The sequence below is a fragment of the Acidovorax sp. sif1233 genome (assembly GCF_019218755.1).
Taxonomy (GTDB): domain Bacteria; phylum Pseudomonadota; class Gammaproteobacteria; order Burkholderiales; family Burkholderiaceae_C; genus Acidovorax.
Genome location: NZ_JAHUWZ010000004.1, coordinates 231,724 through 256,029, shown reverse-complemented (window position 1 = coordinate 256,029; position 24,306 = coordinate 231,724). Strand labels below are relative to the sequence as shown.

The 24,306-nt window shown below is 66.2% G+C and carries 19 protein-coding genes and 1 tRNA gene; 2 read left to right on the top strand and 18 right to left on the bottom strand.

The genetic code is table 11. The features are described from left to right. Positions 1–110 precede the first annotated feature (110 nt). The gene (locus KW843_RS15565) at positions 111–1,307 is read right to left on the bottom strand and encodes a ribonucleotide-diphosphate reductase subunit beta (RefSeq protein ID WP_218296056.1); all 1,197 of its coding nucleotides are present in this window, start codon (positions 1,305–1,307) and stop codon (positions 111–113) included. A gap of 134 nt (positions 1,308–1,441) precedes the next feature. Continuing rightward, positions 1,442–4,384: a ribonucleoside-diphosphate reductase subunit alpha gene (locus KW843_RS15560; RefSeq protein ID WP_218296055.1), complete on the bottom strand. Its 2,943-nt coding sequence runs from the start codon at positions 4,382–4,384 to the stop codon at positions 1,442–1,444. Between the two features lie 174 nt (positions 4,385–4,558). Here KW843_RS15560 and KW843_RS15555 point away from each other — a divergent pair, with 174 nt between their 5' ends. Then, on the top strand, positions 4,559–4,732 hold the full coding sequence (locus KW843_RS15555) for a hypothetical protein (RefSeq protein ID WP_218296054.1): 174 nt from the start codon (positions 4,559–4,561) through the stop codon (positions 4,730–4,732). Positions 4,733–4,753: 21 nt separating this feature from the next. Here the strand turns inward: KW843_RS15555 and ampD are convergent, their stop codons facing one another. The 5 genes from ampD to KW843_RS15530 are packed head-to-tail and all read right to left on the bottom strand — an operon-like array spanning position 4,754 to position 9,626. Continuing rightward, positions 4,754–5,386 (bottom strand): 1,6-anhydro-N-acetylmuramyl-L-alanine amidase AmpD, encoded by a 633-nt coding sequence (ampD, locus tag KW843_RS15550; RefSeq protein WP_218296053.1) that lies wholly within the window; start codon positions 5,384–5,386, stop codon positions 4,754–4,756. After that, a complete protein-coding gene (locus KW843_RS15545; protein WP_218296052.1) occupies positions 5,370–6,887 on the bottom strand; it encodes a sigma-54 dependent transcriptional regulator in 1,518 nt (505 codons plus the stop codon). Before KW843_RS15545 ends, ampD begins: the two co-directional genes overlap by 17 nt. 11 nt (positions 6,888–6,898) lie before the next feature. Continuing rightward, positions 6,899–8,602, bottom strand: coding sequence for a nitrogen regulation protein NR(II) (locus tag KW843_RS15540; protein WP_218296051.1), 1,704 nt, complete (start codon positions 8,600–8,602; stop codon positions 6,899–6,901). 8 nt (positions 8,603–8,610) lie between these two features. Beyond that, positions 8,611–8,832 carry a PP0621 family protein gene (locus tag KW843_RS15535; RefSeq protein WP_218296050.1) on the bottom strand — a complete coding sequence of 74 codons (222 nt, stop codon included), beginning with the start codon at positions 8,830–8,832 and terminating at the stop codon, positions 8,611–8,613. Continuing rightward, complete coding sequence (locus tag KW843_RS15530; protein ID WP_218296049.1) at positions 8,829–9,626, bottom strand: inner membrane protein YpjD; 798 nt, start codon at positions 9,624–9,626, stop codon at positions 8,829–8,831. Before KW843_RS15530 ends, KW843_RS15535 begins: the two co-directional genes overlap by 4 nt. 99 nt (positions 9,627–9,725) lie before the next feature. On the opposite strand from KW843_RS15530, the gene ffh reads away from it, so the two are divergent. Next, a complete protein-coding gene (gene ffh / locus KW843_RS15525) occupies positions 9,726–11,105 on the top strand; it encodes a signal recognition particle protein (protein ID WP_218296048.1) in 1,380 nt (459 codons plus the stop codon). A 129-nt stretch (positions 11,106–11,234) separates the two neighbouring features. Here the strand turns inward: ffh and mdoH are convergent, their stop codons facing one another. The 11 genes from mdoH to KW843_RS15470 form a co-directional block, all read right to left on the bottom strand. Beyond that, a complete protein-coding gene (gene mdoH, locus KW843_RS15520; protein WP_255594766.1) occupies positions 11,235–13,253 on the bottom strand; it encodes a glucans biosynthesis glucosyltransferase MdoH in 2,019 nt (672 codons plus the stop codon). Beyond that, positions 13,226–14,737: a glucan biosynthesis protein G gene (locus tag KW843_RS15515; protein WP_218296312.1), complete on the bottom strand. Its 1,512-nt coding sequence runs from the start codon at positions 14,735–14,737 to the stop codon at positions 13,226–13,228. Before KW843_RS15515 ends, mdoH begins: the two co-directional genes overlap by 28 nt. A gap of 238 nt (positions 14,738–14,975) precedes the next feature. Further along, positions 14,976–16,391: a sigma 54-interacting transcriptional regulator gene (locus KW843_RS15510; RefSeq protein WP_218296047.1), complete on the bottom strand. Its 1,416-nt coding sequence runs from the start codon at positions 16,389–16,391 to the stop codon at positions 14,976–14,978. A gap of 18 nt (positions 16,392–16,409) precedes the next feature. Further along, positions 16,410–17,042 carry a hypothetical protein gene (locus KW843_RS15505; RefSeq protein WP_218296046.1) on the bottom strand — a complete coding sequence of 211 codons (633 nt, stop codon included), beginning with the start codon at positions 17,040–17,042 and terminating at the stop codon, positions 16,410–16,412. 55 nt (positions 17,043–17,097) lie between these two features. Then, the gene (locus tag KW843_RS15500) at positions 17,098–18,558 is read right to left on the bottom strand and encodes a sensor histidine kinase KdpD (protein ID WP_218296310.1); all 1,461 of its coding nucleotides are present in this window, start codon (positions 18,556–18,558) and stop codon (positions 17,098–17,100) included. A 22-nt stretch (positions 18,559–18,580) separates the two neighbouring features. Next, positions 18,581–19,924 (bottom strand): tRNA (N6-isopentenyl adenosine(37)-C2)-methylthiotransferase MiaB, encoded by a 1,344-nt coding sequence (gene miaB / locus KW843_RS15495; protein ID WP_218296045.1) that lies wholly within the window; start codon positions 19,922–19,924, stop codon positions 18,581–18,583. A gap of 103 nt (positions 19,925–20,027) precedes the next feature. Further along, positions 20,028–20,465: a hypothetical protein gene (locus KW843_RS15490; protein ID WP_218296044.1), complete on the bottom strand. Its 438-nt coding sequence runs from the start codon at positions 20,463–20,465 to the stop codon at positions 20,028–20,030. A 199-nt stretch (positions 20,466–20,664) separates the two neighbouring features. Next, positions 20,665–20,741 (bottom strand) — tRNA-Met (locus KW843_RS15485). A gap of 25 nt (positions 20,742–20,766) precedes the next feature. Further along, on the bottom strand, positions 20,767–21,546 hold the full coding sequence (locus KW843_RS15480) for an enoyl-CoA hydratase (RefSeq protein ID WP_218296043.1): 780 nt from the start codon (positions 21,544–21,546) through the stop codon (positions 20,767–20,769). A 105-nt stretch (positions 21,547–21,651) separates the two neighbouring features. Continuing rightward, positions 21,652–23,463 (bottom strand): M61 family metallopeptidase, encoded by a 1,812-nt coding sequence (locus tag KW843_RS15475; protein WP_218296042.1) that lies wholly within the window; start codon positions 23,461–23,463, stop codon positions 21,652–21,654. 76 nt (positions 23,464–23,539) lie between these two features. Continuing rightward, positions 23,540–24,268, bottom strand: coding sequence for a DsbC family protein (locus tag KW843_RS15470; RefSeq protein WP_218296041.1), 729 nt, complete (start codon positions 24,266–24,268; stop codon positions 23,540–23,542). Positions 24,269–24,306 lie beyond the last annotated feature (38 nt).

Here is a 24,306-nt window from a genome sequence, read left to right as displayed (position 1 = left end):
AGAAAACCCCCATCGCCATGAACACGGGAACGCCCCGCACTGCAACGCTCTGCGGCGCTGTCTGTGTGGGGCGTGGTGTAAAAATCCATGGTGGTGTGATGCGAAAGGCGCTAGTCCCAGGACAGCGCACCACCGGACTGGTATTCAATAACCCGGGTCTCGAAGAAGTTGCGTTCCTTCTTGAGGTCAATCATCTCGCTCATCCACGGGAACGGGTTCTCTTCGTTGGGGAACAGCGTTTCCAGTCCGATCTGCGTGGCACGGCGATTGGCGATGTAGCGCAGGTAGCCCTTGAACATGGACGCGTTCATGCCCAGCACGCCGCGGGGCATGGTGTCTTCGGCGTAGCGGTATTCCAGCTCGACCGCCTTGAGGAACAGCGCCTTGATCTCGGCCTTGAATTCGGCGGTCCAGAGGTGCGGGTTCTCGAGCTTGAGCTGGTTGATCAGGTCGATGCCGAAGTTGCAGTGCATCGACTCGTCGCGCAGGATGTACTGGTATTGCTCGGCAGCGCCGGTCATCTTGTTTTGCCGGCCCAGCGCCAGGATCTGCGTGAAGCCGACATAGAAGAACAGGCCTTCCATCAGGCAGGCGAAAACGATCAGCGACTTGAGCAGCGTCTGGTCGTTTTCGGGGGTGCCGGTGTGGAAGTTGGGGTCCATGATCGCTTCGATGAAAGGGATCAGGAACTGGTCCTTGTCACGGATCGACTGGACTTCGTTGTAGGCGTTGAAGATCTCGGACTCGTCCAGTCCGAGCGACTCCACGATGTACTGGTAGGCGTGCGTGTGGATGGCTTCTTCAAAGGCCTGGCGCAGCAGGAACTGGCGGCACTCGGGCGCCGTGATGTGGCGGTAGGTGCCCAGCACGATGTTGTTGGCGGCCAGCGAGTCGGCGGTCACGAAGAAGCCGAGATTGCGCTTGATGATGCGGCGCTCGTCATCGGTCAGGCCGTTCGGGTCCTTCCACAACGCGATGTCGCGCGTCATGTTCACTTCCTGCGGCATCCAGTGGTTGGCGCAGGTGGCGAGGTACTTTTCCCACGCCCACTTGTACTTGAACGGGACCAGCTGGTTGACGTCGGTCTGGCCGTTGATGATGCGCTTGTCGGCGGCATTGACGCGCCGATGCACTGCAGTGGACTCCGCCACTTGTGGGCCTGCTGCGGCCGTTGCGGTCGCAGCAACGGGTTGCAGCGAGGGGGACTGAAAAGACAGAGGCGGTTGCCCCGCCGGGCGGTTGTTTTGCAGACCGCCGTCCAGTTGATTTTGCGATGAGGGCTTGACTTCTTCGTCCCAGGTCAACATAGATTTTCCAGTGTTCGGATTATGAAAGCAGTGCTGCGAAAAGAAAAGCACTGAAGCGTTGTGTGGCAACGATTTGTTGCTTCACAGCACATGCGCAACGCCTCGGATGTGTCGAGGCGTTGCGCGCGAAGTCCTTATTGGCAGGCTTCGCAGGTTGGATCGTCGATTGCGCAGAACTTGATGTCCGTGGCGGGCAGCGCGGCGGCCTGCGCGGCGGCCGCTGCCGCAGCGGCTTCCAGCGCGCTGGGCTTGGCCTGCGGGGACGCGGAGGCCTGTGGCGCACCGCCGTCGTTGCCGGACGAAACCGCGTTGAGCTGGCGCGTGTTCACGGTGCTCATCTCGACGTGCGTGGCGCTCTGCGTGCGCAGGTAGTAGGTGGTCTTCAGACCGCGCACCCAGGCCAGCTTGTAGGTGTCGTCAAGCTTCTTGCCCGATGCGCCAGCCATGTAGATGTTCAGGCTCTGCGCCTGGTCGATCCATTTCTGGCGGCGCGATGCGGCCTCCACCAGCCAGTGGGGCTCCACCTCGAAGGCGGTCGAATACAGCGCCTTGATGTCTGGCGGCACGCGATCGATGGGGTGCAGGGAGCCCTTGAAATGCTTGAGATCCATGATCATCACGTCATCCCACAGTCCCAGGCGCTTGAGGTCGCGCACCAGGCCGCCGTTGATGACGGTGAATTCGCCCGACAGGTTGGACTTCACGGACAGGTTGCCGAACGAGGGCTCGATCGATGCATCCACGCCGATGATGTTGGAGATGGTCGCGGTGGGCGCGATGGCCACGCAATTCGAGTTGCGCATGCCGTCCTGCGCGATCTTCTTGCGCAGGGCGTCCCAGTCCAGGGTGGAAGAGCGGTCCACTTCCACATACCCGCCCCGGGCATCCGACAGCATGTCCAGCGTGTCGAACGGGAGGATGCCGCGGTCCCACAGCGAGCCCTTGTAGCTGGAGTACTGGCCGCGTTCCCGTGCCAGTTCGGTGGAGGCCCAGTAGGCGTAGTAGCAGATGGCTTCCATCGACTTGTCGGCGAACTCCACGGCCTCTTGCGACGCGTAGGGAATGCGCAGCTCATACAGGCTGTCCTGGAACGCCATCACCCCCAGGCCCACCGGGCGATGGCGCAGGTTGGAGTCGCGCGCCTTCTTGACGGCGTAGTAGTTGATGTCGATCACGTTGTCGAGCATGCGCATGGCGACCTTGATGGTCCTCTTGAGCTTGTCGTGGTCGATCTGGCCGTCCTTCAGATGCTGCAGCAGGTTGACCGAGCCGAGGTTGCACACGGCGGTCTCGGTGTCGCTGGTGTTCAGCGTGATCTCGGTGCACAGGTTGGACGAGTGCACCACGCCGGCGTGCTGCTGGGGCGAGCGCACGTTGCAGGCGTCCTTGAACGTGATCCAGGGGTGGCCGGTCTCGAACAGCATGGTCAGCATCTTGCGCCACATGTCGGTGGCCTGCACCGTCTTGGAAGGCTTGATCTCGCCGCGCGCGGCCTTTTCCTCGTAGGCCACGTAGGCTTTCTCGAAGTCGGCGCCGAAGAGGTCGTGCAGGTCGGGCACGTTGGAAGGGGAGAACAGGGTCCAGGTGCCCTTTTCCATCACGCGGCGCATGAACAGGTCGGGAATCCAGTTCGCCGTGTTCATGTCGTGCGTGCGGCGGCGGTCGTCGCCCGTGTTCTTGCGCAGCTCCAGGAATTCTTCGATGTCGAGGTGCCAGGATTCCAGGTAGGTGCAGACAGCGCCCTTGCGCTTGCCGCCCTGGTTCACGGCCACGGCCGTGTCGTTGACGACCTTGAGGAAAGGCACCACGCCTTGCGATTCGCCGTTGGTGCCCTTGATGTGGCTGCCCAGCGCGCGCACCCGGGTCCAGTCGTTGCCCAGGCCGCCCGCGAACTTGGACAGCAGGGCGTTTTCCTTGATCGACTCGTAGATGCCGTCCAGGTCGTCGGGCACCGTGGTCAGGTAGCACGAAGACAGCTGCGAGCGCAGCGTGCCGCTGTTGAACAGCGTGGGCGTGCTGGACATGAAGTCGAACGACGAGAGCACTTCATAGAACTCGATGGCGCGGGCTTCGCGGTCGACTTCGTTGAGGGCCAGGCCCATGGCCACGCGCATGAAGAAAGCCTGGGGCAACTCGATGCGCGTCTTTTTGACGTGCAGGAAGTAACGGTCGTACAGGGTCTGCAGTCCGAGGTAGTCGAACTTCAGGTCGCGGTCCGCCTGCAGGGCGGCGCCCAGGCGCTGCAGGTCATATTGCAACAGGCGCTCGTCCAGCAGCTCGTTTTCCACGCCCTTCTTGATGAATTCGGGGAAGTAGTCGATATAGGCTTGTCCCATCGCGCTCTGGGTCACCTCGCGGCCCAGGACTTCGCGCACGATAGTGTGCAGCAGCAGGCGGGCGGTGGCGTAGGTGTAGTCGGGGTCTTTTTCGATGAGCGTGCGGGCCGCCAGGATGGAGGCCTTGTAGACCTCGTCCATGGGAACGCCGTCGTACAGGTTGCGCATGGTTTCGGCAACGATGGGGTCTGCGCTGACGTCCGCGCCAAGATTCACGCAGGCCGACTCGATCAATGCCTGCAGCCGGTGGAGGTCGAGGGCAACGCGTTCTCCGCCGTCCAGCACGTGGAGCAGCGGAGCGGGGGCGGACGGAGCCTGCTGCTCGACCTGGCGTGCACGCTCCTGGGTGCGGCGCTCGCGGTACAGCACGTAGGCGCGGGCAATCTCATGGTGGCCGCCACGCATCAGTCCGAGTTCCACCTGGTCCTGCACATCTTCAATATGAAAGGTGCCGCCTCCGGGGCGCGACCGCACCAGGGCGCGGGTGACATTCTGGGTCAGGGTGTCCACGACTTCGCGCACGCTGGCGGACGCGGCGCCTTGTGTGCCATGCACCGCCAGGAAGGCCTTCATCATCGCCACCGCGATCTTTTGCGGCTCAAACGGCACCACCGCCCCGTTGCGGCGGATGATCTGGTAATGCGCCAGCGAGTTGGCCGCCGACGTTGGCGCGGGCTGCGAAGCCGGAGCTTGCGCTGGGTTGGCGTGGGTGGTGGAAGGCGTAGTCAAAGCAGCTTGCATGGGTGTCCTCTTCTGTGGGCTGTCTGGGATGTGTGGCGCGGGGCGTGAAGCCGCCGCAAGGTGTGAGTGATGGGCCGGACTTCTGTCTGCCGCACACTATATATGGTGTGTCAGGTGCATTCAAGACACTACCGGTAGTGTACCGCCCCAAACCCCTGGGAAAAGGGAAACAGCATGTTTTCAATGCTGCGAGTTCTTGCGATGACCCCGCTGGAATCCCTTGTCCCACCGAAAAAGCAGCAGCGAATCCGCGCCGCGGCGGGCGATTCGGGCGGTTTTTCTTCGCGAGGCCGCGTGGAGCTTGGCGATGCGGCTTTGTGCGGTTGCACAAAGAAAAAGTTGCTGTGACGCGGCGCTGCGACAGCGCGTTCAGCTGGCGGCCAGGATGGCGGGCCGGGTCGCCGCGGGAAAACGGTGCGGCGGCCAGCGCAACGCCTTTTGTACCTTTACCCAGTCGAAGCCGAGGCCGGGATCCTGCTTGCGCCCGGGCGCTATGTGCTCATGTCCCGCAATGTGCGCGATGGGATAGCGCCGCGCGATGTCCTGGCAGAGCGTGGCCAGCGTCCGGTACTGGGCGGGTTCGAACGCCAGGCCCTCCAGGCCCTCCAGCTCGATGCCGATCGAGTCGTCATTGCACTGGCTGCGCCCGCGGTAGGCCGACTGGCCTGCGTGCCAGGCCCGCAGATCGCAATCCACGAACTGCCAGAGCGCACCGGTGCGCTCGATGAAGAAATGCGACGACACCGCCAGTCCGCGGATGCTCTGGTAGTAGGGATGGGCATCCCAGTCCAGGGTGTTGGTGAACAGCTGTTGCACTGCACCCCCCCCGTACTCGCCCGGCGGCAGGCTGATGGAATGCACCACGATCAGGTCGATGGCGGACCTGGCCGGTGCCGGGCGCGTGCCATGGTTGGGGGATGGGAGCCTCGTGGCCGCGCGGTGCCATCCGCCGTCCCACGGCGGTGGGTCCGCCGGCGCTGCCTCCTCAGCCCACGTCGTCATGCGGGTCCTGGTCGTTGGGCACGGCGATGTTCAGCCGGGCGATCCTGTAGCGTATCTGGCGCAGGCTGATGCCCAGCCGGGCGGCGGTGGCGGTCCGGTTGAAGCCCGCCTCGCGCAGGGCGCGGATCAGGATGTCGCGCTCCTGCTGGTCAAGCCATGCCTGAAGATCGCTGGGCAGCGTCACCAGGCTGCCCGCGCCGGGCGGCGGCGCGGCCGGGTAGGCGCTCTGCGGGTCGGCGGGGGACGGCATCGCGGGCGCTGGCGCCGCCCGTGTCCTCGGGGACTCGGCGGTCCCCCCCGAGGGCCCGTCCACATGCAGCTCTTCCCCATCGCTGAGCGCCACGGCCCGGTGCAGCAGGTTTTCAAGTTCCCGGACGTTGCCGGTCAGCGGGTGCGCGGCGATGGCGTGGAGCGCGCTGTCGGTCAGCGGGGGGACCGGCATGCCCGATTCCTGCGCGATGCGCGAGAGCAGCGCGGCGCACAGCACCGGCAGGTCCTCGCGCCGCTCGCGCAGAGGGGGGATCAGGATCTCGATCACGTTGAGCCGGTAGTACAGATCCTGCCGGAAGCGGCCCGATTGCACATCGGCGGCCAGGTCGCGGTGCGTGGCGCTGACGATGCGCACATCCACCGTCTCCTCCTGCGTCGAGCCCAGGGGCCGCACGCTGCGCTCCTGGATCGCACGCAGCAATTTGGACTGCATGGCCAGGGGCAGGTCGCCGATCTCGTCGAGAAACAGCGTGCCGCCACGGGCCGCCTGAAAGTAGCCGTCGCGATCCTGGGCGGCGCCGGTGTAGGAGCCCTTGCGGGCGCCGAAGAACTCCGCCTCGAGCAGGTTCTCGGGAATGGCACCACAGTTCACGGCCACCAGCGGGCCATCCGCGCGCTGGCTGCTGGCATGCAGGGCCTGCGCCACCAGTTCCTTGCCCGTGCCTGATTCACCGTGAATCAGCACGGGCGCCATGCCGCGCGCGACCTTGGCCACCCGCTGCTTGACGTTGCGGATCGCCTCGGAGGTGCCCACCAGCCGGTCCAGGGCGGTGCCCGCCGCCAGGGGATCCGCGCCGGCCGGCGCCGGCCGGCCTTGCACTCCACCGCTGCGCGCGGCCCGGGGCGCGGGGACACCACCCGTGCCCTGCACCGCGGAGGCGACAACCGACCGGAACTGCTTGAGGTCCACCGGCTTGGTCATGTAGTCGAACGCGCCGGAGCGCAGGGCCTCCACGGCGTTCTCGGCCGACCCGTAGGCCGTCATGACCACGCAGCGTTCGCGGCGCTGCTGGTCACGCAGGTCCTGCAGCAGTTCCATGCCGAACCCGTCGGGCAGGCGCATGTCGGTGATGACGGCATCGAACCGGTGGGCCTTGAGCTGCTCGCGTGCCTCCTGCACGCTGGACGCAGTCTCCACACGATAGCCTTCGCGCAGCAGCGTCAGCTCGTACAAGGTGCGCAGGTCGGGTTCGTCGTCCACGACGAGGATGGAGGCGGCAGGGGCGTTCATGGCAATGCGTTTCAGACCACGATGGTGTCAAACAGCGTGGCGGCTTCGGTGGGGCGTGTGGTGCGGCGAAAGCCCACGGTGAAGGCGTTGCCTCCCACCTCGCCCCGCAGGGTGGTGCGGGTAAGCCGCTGGTAGCTGATGGACGCCCCATGGCGCTGGCACAGCTCGCGGCAAATATACAGGCCCAGGCCGCTGGAGCGGCTTTCGGATGAAAAGAAGGGCTCGAACAGGTGGCGCTCCACCGATTTGTCCATGGGGGCGCCGTCGCTCCAGACTTGCAGGCTGATCTGTCCCGACGGCAGGGCCCGGGTGGTCACCGTGAGCGAATCGGGCTCCTGGCCCATGTAGCGCAGCGCATTGTCCAGCAGGTTCACGAGCACGCGGCGCAGATGCTCCGTGTCGAACTCCACCTGGGTATTGCCCGCTTCGAGCATCACCACCGCGCGGCGCTGCAGGGGGTCCTGCGCCTGCCAGTCATTCCAGACCAGCGCCACGGTTTCGTCCAGCGGTAAGGTGGATGCCGGCGCGTGGCTGATCTGGTGCTGCACGCGGGCGATGTCCAGAACCTCTTCGGCGATGCGGGCCAGGCGGTCCGCATTCTGCTGCACCATGCGCGCCAGCCGTTTCTGGGCGGGGTCGTGCAGGTCTTCCTCGAGCAGGGCGTTGGCCTGCACGATGGCGGCCAGCGGGTTGCGGATCTCATGCGCCACGGCGGCGGACATGCGGCCCATGGCGGCGAGCTTTTCCGTGCGCAGCCGGGCTTCCATCTCCCGCAGGTCGTGCAGGAACATCACGCACAGGCGCTCGGTCTGCGCCTGGCGCGCGGCTTCGCGCGTCGAGGTCAGCCAGGTGCGCACATGCAGTCCGGTGGGGCTCTGTCCCGGATGGAGCAGGTCCACGTCCGCGGTCTGGGAGTGTTCCTGGCGGAAAGTCCTCCGTGCCAGGGTGACCAGCGGGTTCCAGGGCGTCTCGGACGACAGGATGAAGGGCAGTTCGGGCAGGGCAGGGCCGCCGAGAAGCTGGAGCCCGGCGGGATTGGCAATGCGCACCACATCGCTTTCGTCCACCACCAGGACCCCGTCGGTGAGGTTCTGGATGACCAGCGCGCTGACCTGGGTCTGCACCCGGGCGGCGACCTGGCTTTGCTGCGCCACTTCCTGCTCGCGGGCCAGGCGGGTCGCGAGCTGGTGCACGAGGTAGCTCACGATGAAGTAGCCCGTGCCAGTCAGCGCGCTTTGCAGGTAGCGCGGCGCATCGTCGCCCGCGGTGCCGGAGCCCATCCACCAGGCCCAGCCCAGCAGCAGCAGCGTCACGCCCGCCGTGGTGCCCAGTGCCAGGGTCAGGGTCCCCAGCACGGCCGCCATCAGGATGGGCAGGCCAAACAGGGGGGTGTAGTTCATGGTGCCCGCATGCAGCAATTGCAGCGCGGCGATGGCGGCGAGGTCCACCCCGATGGAGGGCAGCCATTGCGGGCCGGCCCCCGACGACGGGGGGCGGTGCCTTGCCAGGATGCGCAGCAAGGTGGTGGCCGCGAGATACAGCGCACACACCACCAGCACGGTCGGCTCCGTGGCCTGGTTGATGGCCTGACCCGCACCTTGCAGCACGAGGAGAGCCAGTGCCACCATGACGCGGCCGGTCAGGAATCCCCGCCACAGCCGCACGAACGGCGCCTCGACCACGGATGTGAAGGTGCTGGCGGACAGCGCTGGCATGGCCGGTCTCAGGCCGGGCCCAAGCGCCGGTGCTCGGCGCAGCAGTAGGCCTGGGGGCCGACCATCAGCGCTTCGGCCTGGGGAACGTGAACGCCGCAGTGGGCACAGGCAAGCATGTCTTGCGGAAGCGCCAGGGGCGGGGGGCTGGAAGACTCCGCGCCGGTCGCGCGGCGTCCGCGCCAGATACCGATGGCAACGACCAGCACCACCAGCAAGACCAGGTATTTCATGCGTTGCGGCCCAGAACGACTTCCATGACAAAGCGGGATCCCACGTAGGCCAGCAGCAGCAACGCCGAGCCTGCGTACAGCACGCGCACCGCATTGCGGCCCCGCCACCCAAAGCGCGCACGCCCCACCAGAAGGGTGGCGAACGTGAGCCAGGACAGCAGGGAGAACACGGCCTTGTGGTCCCACCGCCAGGCCCTTCCATACAGCGTGTCGCCAAACAGCCAGCCCGCCAGCAGGGTCGCGGTCAGCAGGATGAAGCCCGCGGTCACGAAGCGAAAGGTCAGGCGTTCGAGGGTCAGCAACGGAATGCCGCTGTGCGGGTCTTCGGCCTGCCGGATATGGCGCTCGGCGCGGGTCATGAGCCATGCATGCACCACGGCGGCGCCAAAGAGGCCGTAGCAGGCGATGCCCAGCGCCAGGTGCAGTGGCAGCCAGGCGGAGGCCGCGACATGCAGGGGCTGGCCAGGGAAAACCAAGGCCAGCACCACGGCGATGGCGCCGAGCGCGGCCAGGATCCACCGGGCCTGCATCTGCGGAAACAGCTGCCGTTCTACCGCATACACCGTGAGCACGAGCCAGGCCGTCATCGACAGGGCCGGGGCAAAGCCAAAGCGGGGCGCCTCGCCCCAAAGCCCCCACACCAGCACCGCGCCATGCAGTATCCAGGCGACCAGCAGCGCATTGCGTGCTGCCGCGGCCCCCAGCCGCGAGGCGGCTGCGGCGGGCACGGCGTATGCCAGGGCCGCGGCCAGGGCCAGCAGCCAGCTGACGGGGGAAGCACTGGGTAAAATCATGGGTACAGTTTAGCCTTTCGCCCCACCGCCAGCGCCCTGGCGGGCCCGCGTGCACAACGACAGCGTTGATGGCGCGCAGGCAATACCGGAACTTCTCCTATGGCCTCCGCCCTTACCGACAAACTCACGCGCCTCGTCAAGGAGATGCGTGGCCAGGCCCGCATCACCGAGTCCAACGTCACGGACATGCTGCGCGAGGTGCGCATGGCCCTGCTCGAGGCCGACGTGGCCCTGCCCGTGGTGCGCGACTTCATCGCGCGCGTCAAGGAAAAGGCACTGGGCCAGGAGGTGCTGGGCTCGCTCAAGCCGGGCCAGACGCTGGTGAGCATCGTCAACCGCGAACTCGCCGCCACCATGGGCGAAGGCGTGGCCGACATCAACCTGGCTGCGCAGCCGCCGGCCGTGATCCTGATGGCCGGCCTGCAGGGGGCGGGCAAGACCACCACCACGGCCAAGCTGGCCAAGCACCTGATCGAAAAACGCAAGAAGAAGGTGCTCACCGTCTCGGGCGACGTGTACCGCCCGGCGGCCATCGAACAGCTCAAGACGGTGACGAAGCAGGCCGGTGCCGAGTGGTTCCCGAGCACGCCGGACCAGAAGCCGCTCGATATCGCGCACGCCGCGCTCGACTACGCCAAGAAGCACTACTTCGATGTGCTGCTGGTCGATACCGCTGGTCGCCTGGCCATCGATGAAGCCCTGATGAAGGAAATCAAGGACCTGCACGCGGCGCTGAACCCGGTCGAGACCCTGTTCGTGGTCGATGCCATGCAGGGCCAGGATGCGATCAACACGGCCAAGGCCTTCAAGGAGGCGCTGCCGCTCACCGGCATCGTGCTCACCAAGCTCGATGGCGATTCGCGCGGCGGTGCGGCGCTGTCGGTGCGGCAGATCACGGGCGCGCCGATCAAGTTCGCGGGCGTGTCCGAGAAGCTCGACGGCCTGGAGGTGTTCGATGCCGAGCGCCACGCGGGCCGCATCCTGGGCATGGGCGACATCGTGGCGCTGGTGGAGCAGGTCACGGCGGGCGTGGACATGGAGGCGGCGCAAAAGCTGGCGGCCAAGGTCAAGAGCGGTGACGGCTTCGACCTGAACGACTTTCTTTCCCAGATCCAGCAGATGAAGCAGATGGGCGGGCTTTCCAGCCTCATGGACAAGCTCCCGTCCCAGCTCACCGCCAAGGCCGGCGCCATGGACATGGACAAGGCCGAGAAGGACATCAAGCGCAAGGAGGGCATCATCCAGAGCATGACGCCGCTGGAGCGGCGCAAGCCCGACCTCATCAAGGCCACGCGCAAGAAACGCATCGCCAACGGCGCGGGCGTGCATGTGCAGGAAGTCAACCGCCTGCTCAAGGAGTTCGAGCAGATGCAGGGCATGATGAAGAAGATGAAGGGCGGCGGCCTGATGAAGATGATGAAGAAGATGGGCGGCATGAAGGGCCTGGGCGGGGGCGGCATGCCCAAGATGCCCTTCTGAGATAGAGGCATTTCGGCCTCTGGCGCTGATGGATAAAGCGCGAAAAGCTATAAAAAATATAGCAAAATAAAAAGCCGGCATGCATGCCGGCTTTTTTTGTGGGCGATGTGATCGCGAGGAGGCGACGGACTAGGCTGCCTTCAGCATCGGCTGTGCCAGGCGGCTGGCATGCAGCCATGCGCGGCGCAGCACGGGGGGCGACCAGGACTCCTCGGGAATCAGCAGCAGGCGCTGTGCGCGCATCGCCTTGCCCAGCGCGATCTGGCTGGTGAGCACGGCCAGCGGAATCGCCAGCGCCAGCGGCAGGCCCACGGGCATCAGCCACAGGAGGGCGCTGCTGTCGATCAGCGCAACACCCAGCGCCAGCAGGCCGATCACCACGCTCATGGGGGCCAGCTGGCGCACGGCATGGAGCCAGGGCACGGCGTGGGCCTCGCGCGGAGGCGATTTCCATTCCAGCTTCAGGCCCGTGAGCGCTATCAGTACGAACAGCGAATGCGCCAGCATGCGGATGGGGGCCTGCAGGATGGCCAGCACGCTTTCGAGCGCGGCGCTCTTGAGCAGGCTGAAGGCGCCGCCGTACTCCTTTTGCTCGCGGCGCATGAACACCGCGGCCAGGCCCAGGATGCGAGGCAGGAATAGCATGCACAGCGTCCATGCCCACAGCGAGAGCAGTTCGGCCGGCAGGATGTGCCAGTCGGCCACGAGCTTGGCGCCCGAGAGCCACAGCGCCGTGCCCAGGGTGAGGAAGGCCAGCCACAATGGGGCCGAGAGGTAGGCCATGGCGCCCGTGATGAACATCGAGCGGTGCACGGCGTGGAGGCCGGGCTCGGCCATGAGGCGAGCGTTCTGCAGGTTGCCCTGGCACCAGCGGCGGTCGCGTTGCAGTTCGGCCAGCAGGTCGGGAGGCTGTTGCTCGTAGCTGCCGACCAGGTCGGCCACCAGCCACACGTGGTAGCCCGCGCGGCGCATCAGGGCTGCTTCCACGAAATCGTGCGACATGATGCCGCCCGCCAGACCGCCCTTGCCCTTGATGGGTGCGAGTGCGCAATGCTCCATGAAAGGAGCTACGCGGATGATGGCGTTGTGGCCCCAGTAGTGGGATTCGCCCAGTTGCCAGTACTGCATGCCCAGGGTGAAGAGGCGGCCTGTGACGCGCGAGGCGAACTGCTGTGCGCGGGCGTGCAGCGTGACGTGGCCGATGGCCTGCGTGGCTGTCTGGATGATGCCGGCGCTGGGGTTGGCTTCCATCAGCTTGGCCATCGAGACGATGCAGTCGCCGCTCATCACGCTGTCGGCGTCCAGCACCACCATGTAGCGGTAGTCCTTGCCCCAGCGGCGGCAGAAGTCGGCCACATTGCCGGCCTTGCGGTGCGTGCGGCGGGTGCGCAGGCGGTAGTACACCTGCACTTGCGGCTGCTGGCCGTGCTGGGCGAGGGCATCGCGCAGCGCCTCCCATGCGGCACGCTCGGCCTGGGCGATGGCGGGGTCGTAGCTGTCGGACAGCACGAACACGTCGAAGGTGGCACCGTGGCCGGTGGATGCGACCGACTCGCACGTGGCCCGCAGCCCGGCAAACACCGTGGCCACATCTTCGTTGCAGATCGGCATGATGATGGCCGTGCGCGCGTCGGGCGCCAGTTCGTGCTCCAGCACGCTGCGCACGGACAGCGCGTGCCGGTCACCGCGCAGCATCACCCAGAAACCCATCAGGCCGGTCAGGAAACCGGTGACCACCCAGGCGGAGAGCAGCGCAAACAGCGCGATCTGGCCGTACCCCAGCCAGGCGTTTTCATAGTCGGGCTGCACGCCCGCAAACAGAAAGCTGGCCAGGGCCGTGGTCAACGCGGTCAGCACGGCAAAGGTCCAGCGGCGGCGCTGCGCGGCGCCCTCCCAGGCCTGGGCCACGGCGGGGGCCGCGGGCAGGGCCGGGTGGGGCGCTGCGCTGCGGCCTGTCAGGCGCAGCAGGAGGGCGGTGCCCATGCTGTTCCAGAAGCCGCGCCAGGGCAGCGGTGCCATGGAGCCCCGGTTGACCGGGGGCGCGGTCACGGCATTGGGGTGCCGTTCCTCGCGCAGCGTGCTGCGCGGGATGCCGACAGTCCGGTGCTGCTGTAGGGGGCTTACTCGGGAAGAATGATGTGCGTCCATGTTTCACTCACAGCGTGGTTGTCGTGTTGAAGAAAAGCGCGCAGCTCGATCGGGCGATCGGCCTTTTGGCGCTGTACGCGAACGGTCATGCGCCACTGCTCGGTGGCGGGATTGCGGTAGACGATGTTTTCAAGCACCTTGCCGTTGGCATCGCTGGTCACCACGGCCTTCACGGTGGCGTCGGCGGGCAGGGCCTTGAGGGCGGGGCCGTCGAAATCGACCACGTACTGGGCCTGCTGGCGCAGGGCCTCGGCGGTTTGTTTGGTGTAGCCCATGCCCCGGCGCGATTGCGTGGCCCAGGCCCCGGGGGGGCGCTGCTGCTCGTCGCCCTGCCAGCTCAGCTCATAGGCAAATTCCAGGGGCTGGCCGGGGGCCGGCATCTGGGCCGGAACCCAATACGCCACGATGTTGTCGTGCGTTTCGTCGGGGGTGTGGAGCTGCACCAGTTCCACGCGGCCAGCGCCCCAGTCGTGCAGGGGGCGCACCCAGGCGCTGGGGCGGCGCTCATACCGGGCTTCCACGTCCTCATAGTTCGACCACTGGCGGTCGCGCTGCATCAGGCCAAAGCCCTTGGGGTTTTGGGTGGCAAACGATGTGACCAGTGTCTGCCTGGGGTTCTGCAGCGGCCGCCACAGCCATTCGCCCTCGCCGGTGGCGATCATCAGGCCGTCGGAGTCATGCACTTCGGGCCGGAAGTCGTCCTTGCGGGGCTGGTTCTCGCCAAAGAAGAACATGCTGGTCAGCGGCGCGACCCCGAGCGTGGCGATGGGCTTGCCGGAGCCGGGCCGCACAAAAATGCGGCTGCGCACGGTGGTGGTGGTCTGCGCGCCGGGCTGGATGTCGAAGCGGTAGGCGCCGGTGGCGCGGGGCGAATCCAGCAGCGCGTACACCGTGACCTGTGTGGACAAGGGGTCGGGCCGTACCAGCCAGAACTCGGTGAAGCGCGAGAACTCCTCGCCACTGCCGCCCACGGTGTCGATGGCCAGCCCCCGGGCCGACAGGCCGTACTGCTGGCCCTTTCCCAGCGCGCGGAAGTAGCTCGCGCCCTGGAAGACCACCAGCTCATCCTTGTAGGCGCTGGAGTTGAGGTGGTTGTGCAGGCGAAAGCCTGCAAAGCCCAGGTCTCCCCAGGCCTCAGGCCGCACCTGGTTCTTGCCATAGTCGAAGTCCGCACGGCTGTAGCCGATGTGGCGCGCGCCCTGCGGCGTGACTTCGTTGATCAGCACCGGCTCTTTCTGGTACAGGCCCAGGTGGAAGAACATGGCCTCGAACGGCAGCTTCTCGGTGCGCCACAGGGCGCGGTCGGGGCGCCAGCGGATGTCGCGCACCTGGTCGTAGTTGAGTTTTGCGAGGTCGGCGGGCAGCTTGTCGCTGGATGCGCGATACGGCTTCTGTGCCCGCTCCCGGGCGAGGCGGGTGACGCTGTCGAAATCGAAGCCTTGCGCCTGCGCAGTGCCTGCGAGCAGGGCGGCGGCCAGCGCCATCACGGCCCGCGGGAGGCGGCCGATGGCGCGTGAACGGAGAGAAAAAACAGCTTGCATGCCGGAACTAGGGCAAACCCTGTGCCAGCTTGAAAAAACTGTTCTAAATCAAATGCTTAGGCCATCAACTGCATGTAAGCAGATGTGCAACCCCGCCATGGGAGCCGAAATGCCGTCTTTTTGTCGCCATCTGGCGACAGCGAATGGGATCGCTGCTAAAAAACCCAGATAAATCAAATACTTAGTCGTGTCGCCCATCGGCGACGTCGTCGTTGTCCGGGGCGTCATTCTTGAAGTTTCCGGGGGTCAGCGCGTGTTTTTGCAGCAGCCGGTAGAACTCCGTGCGGTTGCGCTGCGCCAGGCGCGCCGCATCGGCCACGTTGCCGTCCGTCATCTTGAGCAGGCCCACCAGATACTCGCGCTCGAAGCGTTGCCGGGCTTCGGCAAAGCTCAGCACCTGGGTGGACGGCGTGCGCAGCGCGCGCTGCACCAGCGTCAGGGGCACCAGAGGGGTGGTGGACAGCGCGCACACCTGCTCGACAACGTTGTAGAGCTGGCGCACATTGCCGGGCCAGGCGGCCAGGGTCAGGGCCTTGAGCGCCTCGGGCGCAAAGCCTGACAGGCGCTTGTCGTACTTGCGCGCCAGCTTGTCCAGAAAGTGGTTGGCCAGCAGCGCGATGTCCTCGCGCCGGTCTGCGAGGGTGGGCAGCATCAGCGTGACCACGTTCAGGCGGTAGTACAGGTCTTCACGGAACTGGGCCGTGGCCATCGCTGCCTCCAGGTCGCGGTGCGTGGCCGAGATGATGCGCACGTTGATCGGGATCGCCTGGCTGGCCCCCACGGGGCGCACCGCGCGCTCCTGCAGCACCCGCAGCAGCTTGACCTGCAGTGCGGGGGGCATGTCGCCGATCTCGTCCAGCAGCAAGGTGCCGCCTTCGGCGGCCTGGAACAACCCCTTGTGGTTGCTCACCGCGTCGGTGAAGGCGCCCTTGACGTGGCCAAACAGTTCGGACTCCAGCAGGGCCTCGGGGATGGCGCCGCAGTTGACCGCCACAAAGGGATGGCTCGCACGGGGGCTGGCGCGGTGGATGGCCTGGGCCAGCAGTTCCTTGCCCGAGCCGCTGTCGCCCAGCAACAGCACGCTCGCATCCGACTGGGCCACCATGTAGGCTTCGGCCAGCAGGTCGGTCATGCGGTTGGAGCGGCTCACGATCTCGGCGCGCCATGCCTCGTTGGCATGGGCATGTGCCACCGCAGGGGCGCTGAGCGCCAGGGCCTGGGCGATTTTCTCGAGCAGCTCCTTGCCGTCGTAGGGCTTGGTGAGGTAGGTGAACACCCCGCGCGACGTGGCTTCCACCGCATCGGGAATGGTGCCGTGGGCGGTGAGCAGGATGACCGGCAGCGAGGGGTGGCGTGCACGCACTTCGTCGAACAGCGCGAGTCCGTCGCGCCCTGGCAGGCGCACGTCGCTCAGCACGAGCTGGGGGCGCGCCATGTCGAGCTGGGCCAGCGCGGCCTCGGCCGAGCCCACGGCCACCACGTCGTATCCGGCGGCATGGAGCCGCAGGGACAACAGCCGCAGCATGTCGGCGTCATCGTCCACCACAAGAATGCGGGCGGCGGGCGTTGCGCGGGAGGGGCGGGGAGTGGCTGCCATGGTCGTTGTCTCGCAAGCTCAGGGGGCCGGGCGCTGCGGGCTGCTGCCCGGGGTTGATGCCGGTGTGGCAGGAAGCGGGGCGGGGCGCGTGGTCAGGCTGCGTTCGATGGCGCGCACGGCCTCCAGCCGTTCGTTGAGCTGGTCGTTGCGGCGCTGTGCATCGCGCAGTTGTTGTGCCTGCCGCTCCAACTGGTCTTCAAGCCGGCGTTGCTGCAGCAGCCGTGCCTCCATGAGGCGCGCCAGGGGATGCAGGGGCTGCGCCGCGGCAGCGGTGTTGCCCATCACGCGCTGCACCAGCCCGAGGGCACGTGCCGTATCGACGGGCTGGCGTGTCTGCGCAAGCGCAACAGCCAGGAGAAGCGGGGTTTCCGCCGTCGCGTCTTCCGCCTCGCCGAGGCGGGCGATTTCCCTGGCCAGTTCTGCTGCGGGCATGCGCAGCGTCCGGTCGGCCTGGGCCAGCACCTGCAGCACCGGTTCGGCGGCCTGGGTTGTGCCAGCGGCCGCGGCCTCGCCCGCCGGGAGGGACTCCGGTGCGTCCGGGGCCGGGGCGGCAACCGCCACGACGGGGGCGGGCGCTCCTGCCGCCGCTGCTGCCGCCTTGGGCGAGGTGGCATTGCAGCCCGTCAGCACGAGCGCTGCGGCCAGCGGCAAGATCCATGCAGGGGAATTCAGCGCTTGCTGGCCGGCAGGGCGGCAAGGGACATAACTAGGCGGCATGTGGTAGTTCCATGCGAAAAAAGGAGTGGACGCCGTCTTCCACCAGCCGCACGCGGCCACCGTGGGCAACAACGTACTCGTGGACGATGGAAAGCCCGATGCCGGTGCCTCGCACTGCATCGTCGGGCTGGCGTATGCCCCGGTAAAAGGGTTCAAACACGCGGTCGCGGTCGGCGCTGGCCACCCCGGGCCCCTGGTCGGAGACATCCACGCGCACGTGGTCGGCGTGGCGCGAGAGGGACAGCCGCACCGTTCCGCCCTTGGGGGAGAAACGGATGGCGTTGGACAGCAGGTTGCTGACGGCCGAGGCGATTTTGTCGGCATCGATCTGCAGGGACACAGCCGGTCCCTCCACCAGCACGCGCAGGCCACGGGCCTGCCATTGCAGGCGCTGGGCCTCCACCTGGGCCTCCAGCAGCGCAAGCAGATCGGTGTCGCGCCGCTGCAGCTGGCGTGCCTCGAACGCCGCGGCATTGAAGCGCAGCAAGGCTTCGATCTCCCCCTGCAGCACCAGCGTGTTGTGGTGCAGGATCTGCGTCACTTCGCGCTGGCCGGCGTTGAGCTCGCCGGTCACGCCGTCCTGCAGCAGCGCCACGCCTTCCCGCAGCGCGGCCAGGGGGGTCTTGAGCTCGTGCGAGACATGGCGAAGAAAGCGGGCCTTGTCGGCGTCCAGCTCCAGCAGCCGTAGCCGCAGCCATTCCAGTTGCTGACCGACCCGGCGCACGTCGTCGGGGCCCGAGATCACCACGGGCGCTTCGAGCTGGTTCTCTCCCAGTCGCCGGATCGTGCCTTCGAGCCGCTTGAAGGGGCGGGCGAGCCAGATGCCCAGCGCCAGGGCCAGCACCAGGGCCAGGACGATCACCCCCACCACCTGGTGGGTCACGCTGCGGCGGCTCGCCTCGACCCGGTCCTGCAGTTCACGGTTGCGCTGGGCATTGATGTCCTGCACCGATTGCGCAATGGTGGTGTGCAGCGCCTCCAGCGTGACGAATTCTTCCGCCACCAGCCGCTCGTTCTCCAGCGCCCGCTCTGGCGGGGCATCGAGCAGATCCTTGACGGCGTCCAGATGCCTGAGCCATTGCGCGGACTGCTCTTCGGGGAGTCCACCCTTGTGCAGTTGGTCGAGAACGGCCAGCGCCTCCACGGACATCTCGTTGAAGCTGCGGCGCAGTGGCGCATCCCGCAGCACCAGGGACTGGCGGGCCGCGCGCTCCAGCGCCTGCCCACGCTGGTTCAGCGCCTGGGCGGCCGTGCTCAGGGCTGTTGCCTCCGCGCCGCCGTGGCGGCTTTGCACCATGAGCTGTTCCAGCGTATAGAGCGCCCGCAGGGAGCTCACGCCCAGCAGGCCCGCTATGAGCAGGAACGCCAGGAGCAGCAGTTGCTGAAACGAGAGGCCGTGCAGAGGGCCGTCGACCTTCTGCGAATCCGCGTGTGGCAGGTGTTCAGGCATTGCCACGGGTGTCTGCTGCGTCTCAGGCGGCGTATGCCGCCTCGTGGGTGCGCACTTCGCCGCGCAGCGTATAGGCCTTGGCCTCGGTGATCGTTACATCCACCATCTGCCCCACCAGGCGGGGCTGGCCCACAAAGTTGACCACGCGGTTGCATTCGGTGCGGCCCATGAGCTCGGTGGCGTCGCGCTTGGAGGCGCCTTCCACCAGGATGCGCTGCACCGAGCCCACGCGGCTTTCGCTGATGGATTTGATGTTGGCGTTGATGACGCCTTGCAGGTGTTGCAGGCGGCGCAGTTTCACGTCGTGCGGCGTGTCGTCGTGCAGGCCGGCGGCGGGCGTGCCGGGGCGCGGGCTGAAGATGAAACTGAAGCTGTTGTCGAAGTGGATGTCGTCGATGAGCTTCATCATCTTGTTGAAATCGTCCTCCGTCTCGCCGGGAAAGCCCACGATGAAGTCGCTGCTCATGGCCAGGTCGGGGCGGATGGCGCGCAGCTTGCGCACCGTGCTCTTGTATTCCATGGCGGTGTAGCCGCGCTTCATGGCCATCAGGATGCGGTCGCTGCCATGCTGCACGGGCAGGTGCAGGTGGCTGGCCAGCTTGGGCAGCCTGGCGTAGGCCTCGATCAGGCGGGGCGTGAATTCGTTGGGGTGGCTCGTGGTGTAGCGGATGCGCTCGATGCCCGGGATGTCGGACACGTATTCGAGCAGCAGCGCGAAGTCGGCGATCTCTGCCGTGCCCCCCATCTTGCCCAGGTAGGCGTTCACGTTCTGGCCCAGCAGGGTGATTTCCTTCACGCCCTGGTCGGCCAGGCCCGCCACTTCCACCAGCACATCGTCGAACGGGCGGCTCACCTCTTCGCCGCGCGTGTAGGGCACCACGCAGTAGCTGCAGTATTTGCTGCAGCCTTCCATGATGGAGACAAAGGCGCTCGCGCCCTCGACCCGCGCCGGGGGCAGGTGGTCGAACTTCTCGATCTCGGGGAAGCTGATGTCCACCTGGGGCTTGTCCAGGCGTTCGCGCTGGTTCAGCATCTCGGGCAGGCGGTGCAGGGTCTGCGGGCCGAACACCACGTCCACATAGGGCGCGCGCTTGATGATCTCGGCGCCTTCCTGGCTGGCCACGCAGCCGCCCACGCCGATCTTCACGCCGCGCGCCTTCAGGTGCTTGATGCGGCCCAGGTCGCTGAACACCTTCTCCTGCGCCTTCTCGCGCACCGAGCAGGTGTTGAACAGAATGAGGTCGGCTTCGTCCACGTTCTGCGTGGGCTCGTAGCCCTGGGCGGCATTGAGCACGTCGGCCATCTTGTCCGAGTCGTACTCGTTCATCTGGCAGCCGAAGGTTTTGATAAAGACTTTTTTGGCCATGGCGGGCTCGCGATCGGGAAAGGGATAAGGCGGGGCGCCCGGCGCTCCGCAAGCATGCATTCGGCTGCGCCGTTGCGCCGTTGCGCAGGGCGCAGCCGCCGTGTTACTTCTTGATGGGGTCGGATTCCGCGCGGTAGTTGCGCTCGACCGTGTCACTGCCCTTGCGGGGTTGTTCGGCTTCACCCTGGGTCAGGATCCAGGCGGTGATCAGCATGCCGGTGCTGTTTTCGATGACGTAGTTCACCTTGTAGCTCTGGCCCAGCACCGTGTGCGCCATCACCAGCGTGTTCTGCGGGCTCAGCAGGCGCATGCCGGGTGCCATGCGGATGGTGCGGCCGTTGAGCGTGGCTTCCGACACCGTATTGAGGGTCAAGGTGCCGCGCAGGGCCGCATCAGGGAACGTGCGCATGCCTCCGAGGCCAGGCTGTACCTGGGCGGTGGCGGGCAGAGCGGCGTACACGAGGGCGCAAGCGAGCCCGGCGACGATGTGGTGGCGTAGGTTCCGTGCGGGAACGCGGTGGGGAACAGTGCAGCGATTCATGGTTTACATCCAGGGGCTGAAGGGAGAATTCTAGGGCGGACCTGCCGTTGGGGGTGCGTGAGCCAGCAAACCGTCCGAGGCGGGAAATAACCCCATCGGCTGTGGAGGGGCCTGCGCATTGTCAGGGCCAGCCCAGGCAACACGAAAGCCCGGCACCAAAGAAAAACCCACAGTGGGTTGCCGCACTGTGGGTTGGATGTGGTGGTCGTAGGTGGACTTGAACCACCGACATCAGCATTATGAATGCTGCGCTCTAACCAACTGAGCTATACGACCGTAGCCCCAGATTATAGAACAAAAATTATTGGTGTGTGAAGTTCGCTGTGCGTTTGTTCATGAAAGCGTCCATGCCTTCCTTCTGGTCCTGGGTCGAGAACAGGGCGTGGAAGAGGCGGCGCTCGAACATGACGCCGTCCGACAGGCTGCCTTCGAAGGCGCGGTTGACGGACTCCTTGGCCGCCATCACGGCGATTTGCGAGAAGCCTGCAATGATGATCGCGGCGCCCAGCGCCTCGTCCATGAGCTTGTCGTAGGACACCACGCGGCTGACCAGCCCGGCGCGCTCGGCTTCCGCGGCGTCCATCATGCGGCCCGTCAGGGCCATGTCCATCGCCTTGGCCTTGCCGACGGCGCGCGGCAGCCGCTGCGTGCCACCCGCGCCAGGGATCACACCCAGCTTGATTTCAGGCTGGCCGAACCGGGCGTTGTCGGCGGCGATGATGAAGTCGCACATCATGGCCAGCTCGCAGCCGCCCCCCAATGCAAAGCCGCTGACGGCGGCGATCACGGGCTTGCGGATGGACCGGATGGCCTCCCAGTTGCGGGTGATGTAGTCGCCCTTGTAGGTGTCCGCAAAGCTGTACTTCGCCATCGCTCCAATGTCCGCGCCCGCCGCGAACGCCTTTTCGCTTCCCGTGACGATGATGCAGCCGATCTTCTCGTCCGCGTCGAAGGCCTTCAGCGCGGTGCCCAGTTCGTTCATGAGCTGGTCATTCAGCGCGTTGAGCTGCTTGGGGCGGTTGAGCGTGATGATGCCAACCTTGTCCGCCTCGGTGCGGACCTCGATGGTTTCGTAGGACATGGAAATCTCCTGGATTTATAGGTGGTTATGACGGCGTGAACGAATATACCCAAGCGAGGCTGCAGCGCGCGGAGGTAGGTAGAACACCGTACCGCGCAGCGGGAATCAGTTCAGCCAGCGCCCCACCGCGGCCGCGTTGGCAACCGACAGGCTGATCGTGTCAGGAACGGCAGGGGCTGGCACGGGGCCGCGGGCGGTTTTTCTGAGCGCGGAGGACGGGCCCCGGGACGGGAGTTCCAGCGCCAGGCGCAGCAGGCGGCCATCGCGCGCCACCAGGGCCGTCAATGCCGTCTCGGTGCCTGCATAGAACGCCACGTCCTCCAGCTTGCTGATGCGCCATCCCTGCTGGTTCACCTCGATGCCCAGCCATTCGTCGCCTGGCGTCATGCCCGCCTTTTCCGCGGCACCGCCGCGCAATACGGTCTTGATGTGCACGCTGTGGCTTTCTCCCACCCGCAGCCCGAGCCGCTGGGCCCATTGGGGTGTTTCGGCCTTGAGGTGCACGCCGTGGGCCGCTAGCAGTTCCGTCAGCGGAAGCTCCGTGGTGCCGTGCACCCACTGCGCCAGTTCGGCATCAAAGGATCGGCCGGCCAGCTCTTCCAATACCGTGCGCAGATCGTCCTCGGCCATGGGGCCGCCATGGCAGCGTGTCCAGAGCGCGCGCATGACCTCGTCCAGGCTGGTCTTGCTTTCGCGGCGCAGGGCGAGGTCCAGGCAAAGGGCCACCAGCGAGCCCTTTGTGTAGTAGCTGACGGTCGCGTTGGGCGTATTCTCGTCCTGGCGGTAGTACTTGACCCAGGCATCGAAGCTGGCCTGTGCCACCGTCTGTACGGCCCTGCCGGGGGTCTGCAGTACCTGGTTGATGGTCTTGGTGACGAGCTTCAGGTATGTGGACTCATCGATCAGCCCCGCGCGGCGCAGCAGCAGGTCATCGTAGTAGCTGGTGAAGCCCTCGAAGAACCAGAGCAGCTGCGTGTAGTTCTCCCGCGAGTAGTCGTGCTCGGTGAACTCGGACGGGCGCAGCCGCTTGACGTTCCAGGTGTGGAAGTACTCATGGCTGATGAGGCCCAGCAGGGTGGTGTAGCCTTCCGCGGCGCGTGTTTCCCCGAGCCGCGGCAGGTCGCGGCGCCCGCAGATGAGCGCGGTCGAGTTGCGGTGCTCCAGTCCCCCGTAGCCGTCCCCCACGGCATTGAGCATGAACAGGTAGCTCCTGAAGGGAGCCTTGCCATCGCCATGCCAGAAGCGGATCGCGGTTTCGCAGATCTTCTGGGTGTCCGCCAGCAGGCGCTTGCCATCAAACGATGGCGCCGCCCCGGCCACCACAAAGCGGTGCGCAATGCCGCCGGCCGTGAACCGGCCGATCCAGAACATGCCCATCTCCACCGGGCAATCGACCAGCTCGTCGTATTCTTGGGCGGCATACAGGCCAAAGCCCTTTTTGTCGGCCTTGAGCGCGGCAAGCCCGGTGGCGACCGACCATCCGGCCGTGGCGGGCGTGCTGGCGATGTCGAGGGTGTGGCGTTGCTTTTCCTGTCCATGCACGCGCAGGCACAGGCTGGTGCCATTGAAAAAGCCCCGGGATGTGTCGAGCCAGGCCGTGCGCACGGAGGTGTCGTAGGCGCAGACGCAATAGGTCAGCACCAGGGGTTTGTCCACGCTGCAGTCCGCCTGCCACCGGTGCTTGTCCAACTGGATCAGCGCCACCTCGCGCTTGCCCTGGTGGGCCTTGAGCTCCTGCAGGTTCTTGGAGAATTCGCGCACCAGATAGCTCCCCGGAATCCAGACCGGCAGCGAGACCTCCTGCAGGGCCTGGGGACGGGTGATCGTCAGTGCCACGCGAAAGAGATGGGCGTACAGGTCCGAGGGCTCGACGCGGTAGTGGATGGCGGCGGGTTCTGGCGTGCGGGAAGAGGGCATGGGCAGCTGCAGGTTCAGGCTTGCGGGCAGATGGCACAGCCCGTGGGAGAGGGCGTCAACGGCGGCGAAACGCGGGTCAGTTCGCTGCGGAGGGTTCGCTGCTGGCCTCGGCCAGGCGCTTTTCCACTTCCTTCGCACCGATCGCGCCCGGCACGCGGGCCCCGTTGGCAAAGATCAGCGTGGGGGTGCCCGTGATCTTGTGCTTGCGCCCAAAGGCCAGATTGCGCTGCAAGGCACTGGTGTCGCAGCTTGCCGCAGCCGCGGGCTTGTCCCGCACCATCAGGTCCTGCCAGGCGGTCACAGGGTCCTTGGCGCACCAGATGTTGCGCGATTTTTCGGCGGAGTCTGGGCTGAGGATGGGGTACAGGAACAGGTACACCGTCACGTTGTCCACGTTCTGCAGGTCGCGTTCGAAGCGCTTGCAGTACCCGCAATTGGGGTCTTCAAAAACGGCCACCTTGCGTTTCCCGTCGCCCCGCACGATGGTGAAGGCATCCTTGAGGGGCAGGGCGGAGAACTCGACCGCGGTGAGTTTGGCGATGCGGTCTTCCGTCAGGTTGCGGCGCGCCTTCGCATCGATCAGCTCGCCCTGGATCACATAGTTGCCCTTGGCATCGGTGTAGAACAGATCCGTCCCGATGCGCACTTCGTACAGGCCCTTCATGGGCGTGGGGCGCACTTCGTCGATCTTGTCCATTTGCGGAATGCGCTCGGCGAGGGCCTTGCGGATATCTGCCTCCTGCGCGGAGGCGGCAATGCCTGAAGCCAGGGCGGCTGCGGCGAGCAGGGTGGGAATCAGTTTCATGGTGTTCTTGTTCCGGAGATCTGTCGGCCTCCCGGTGG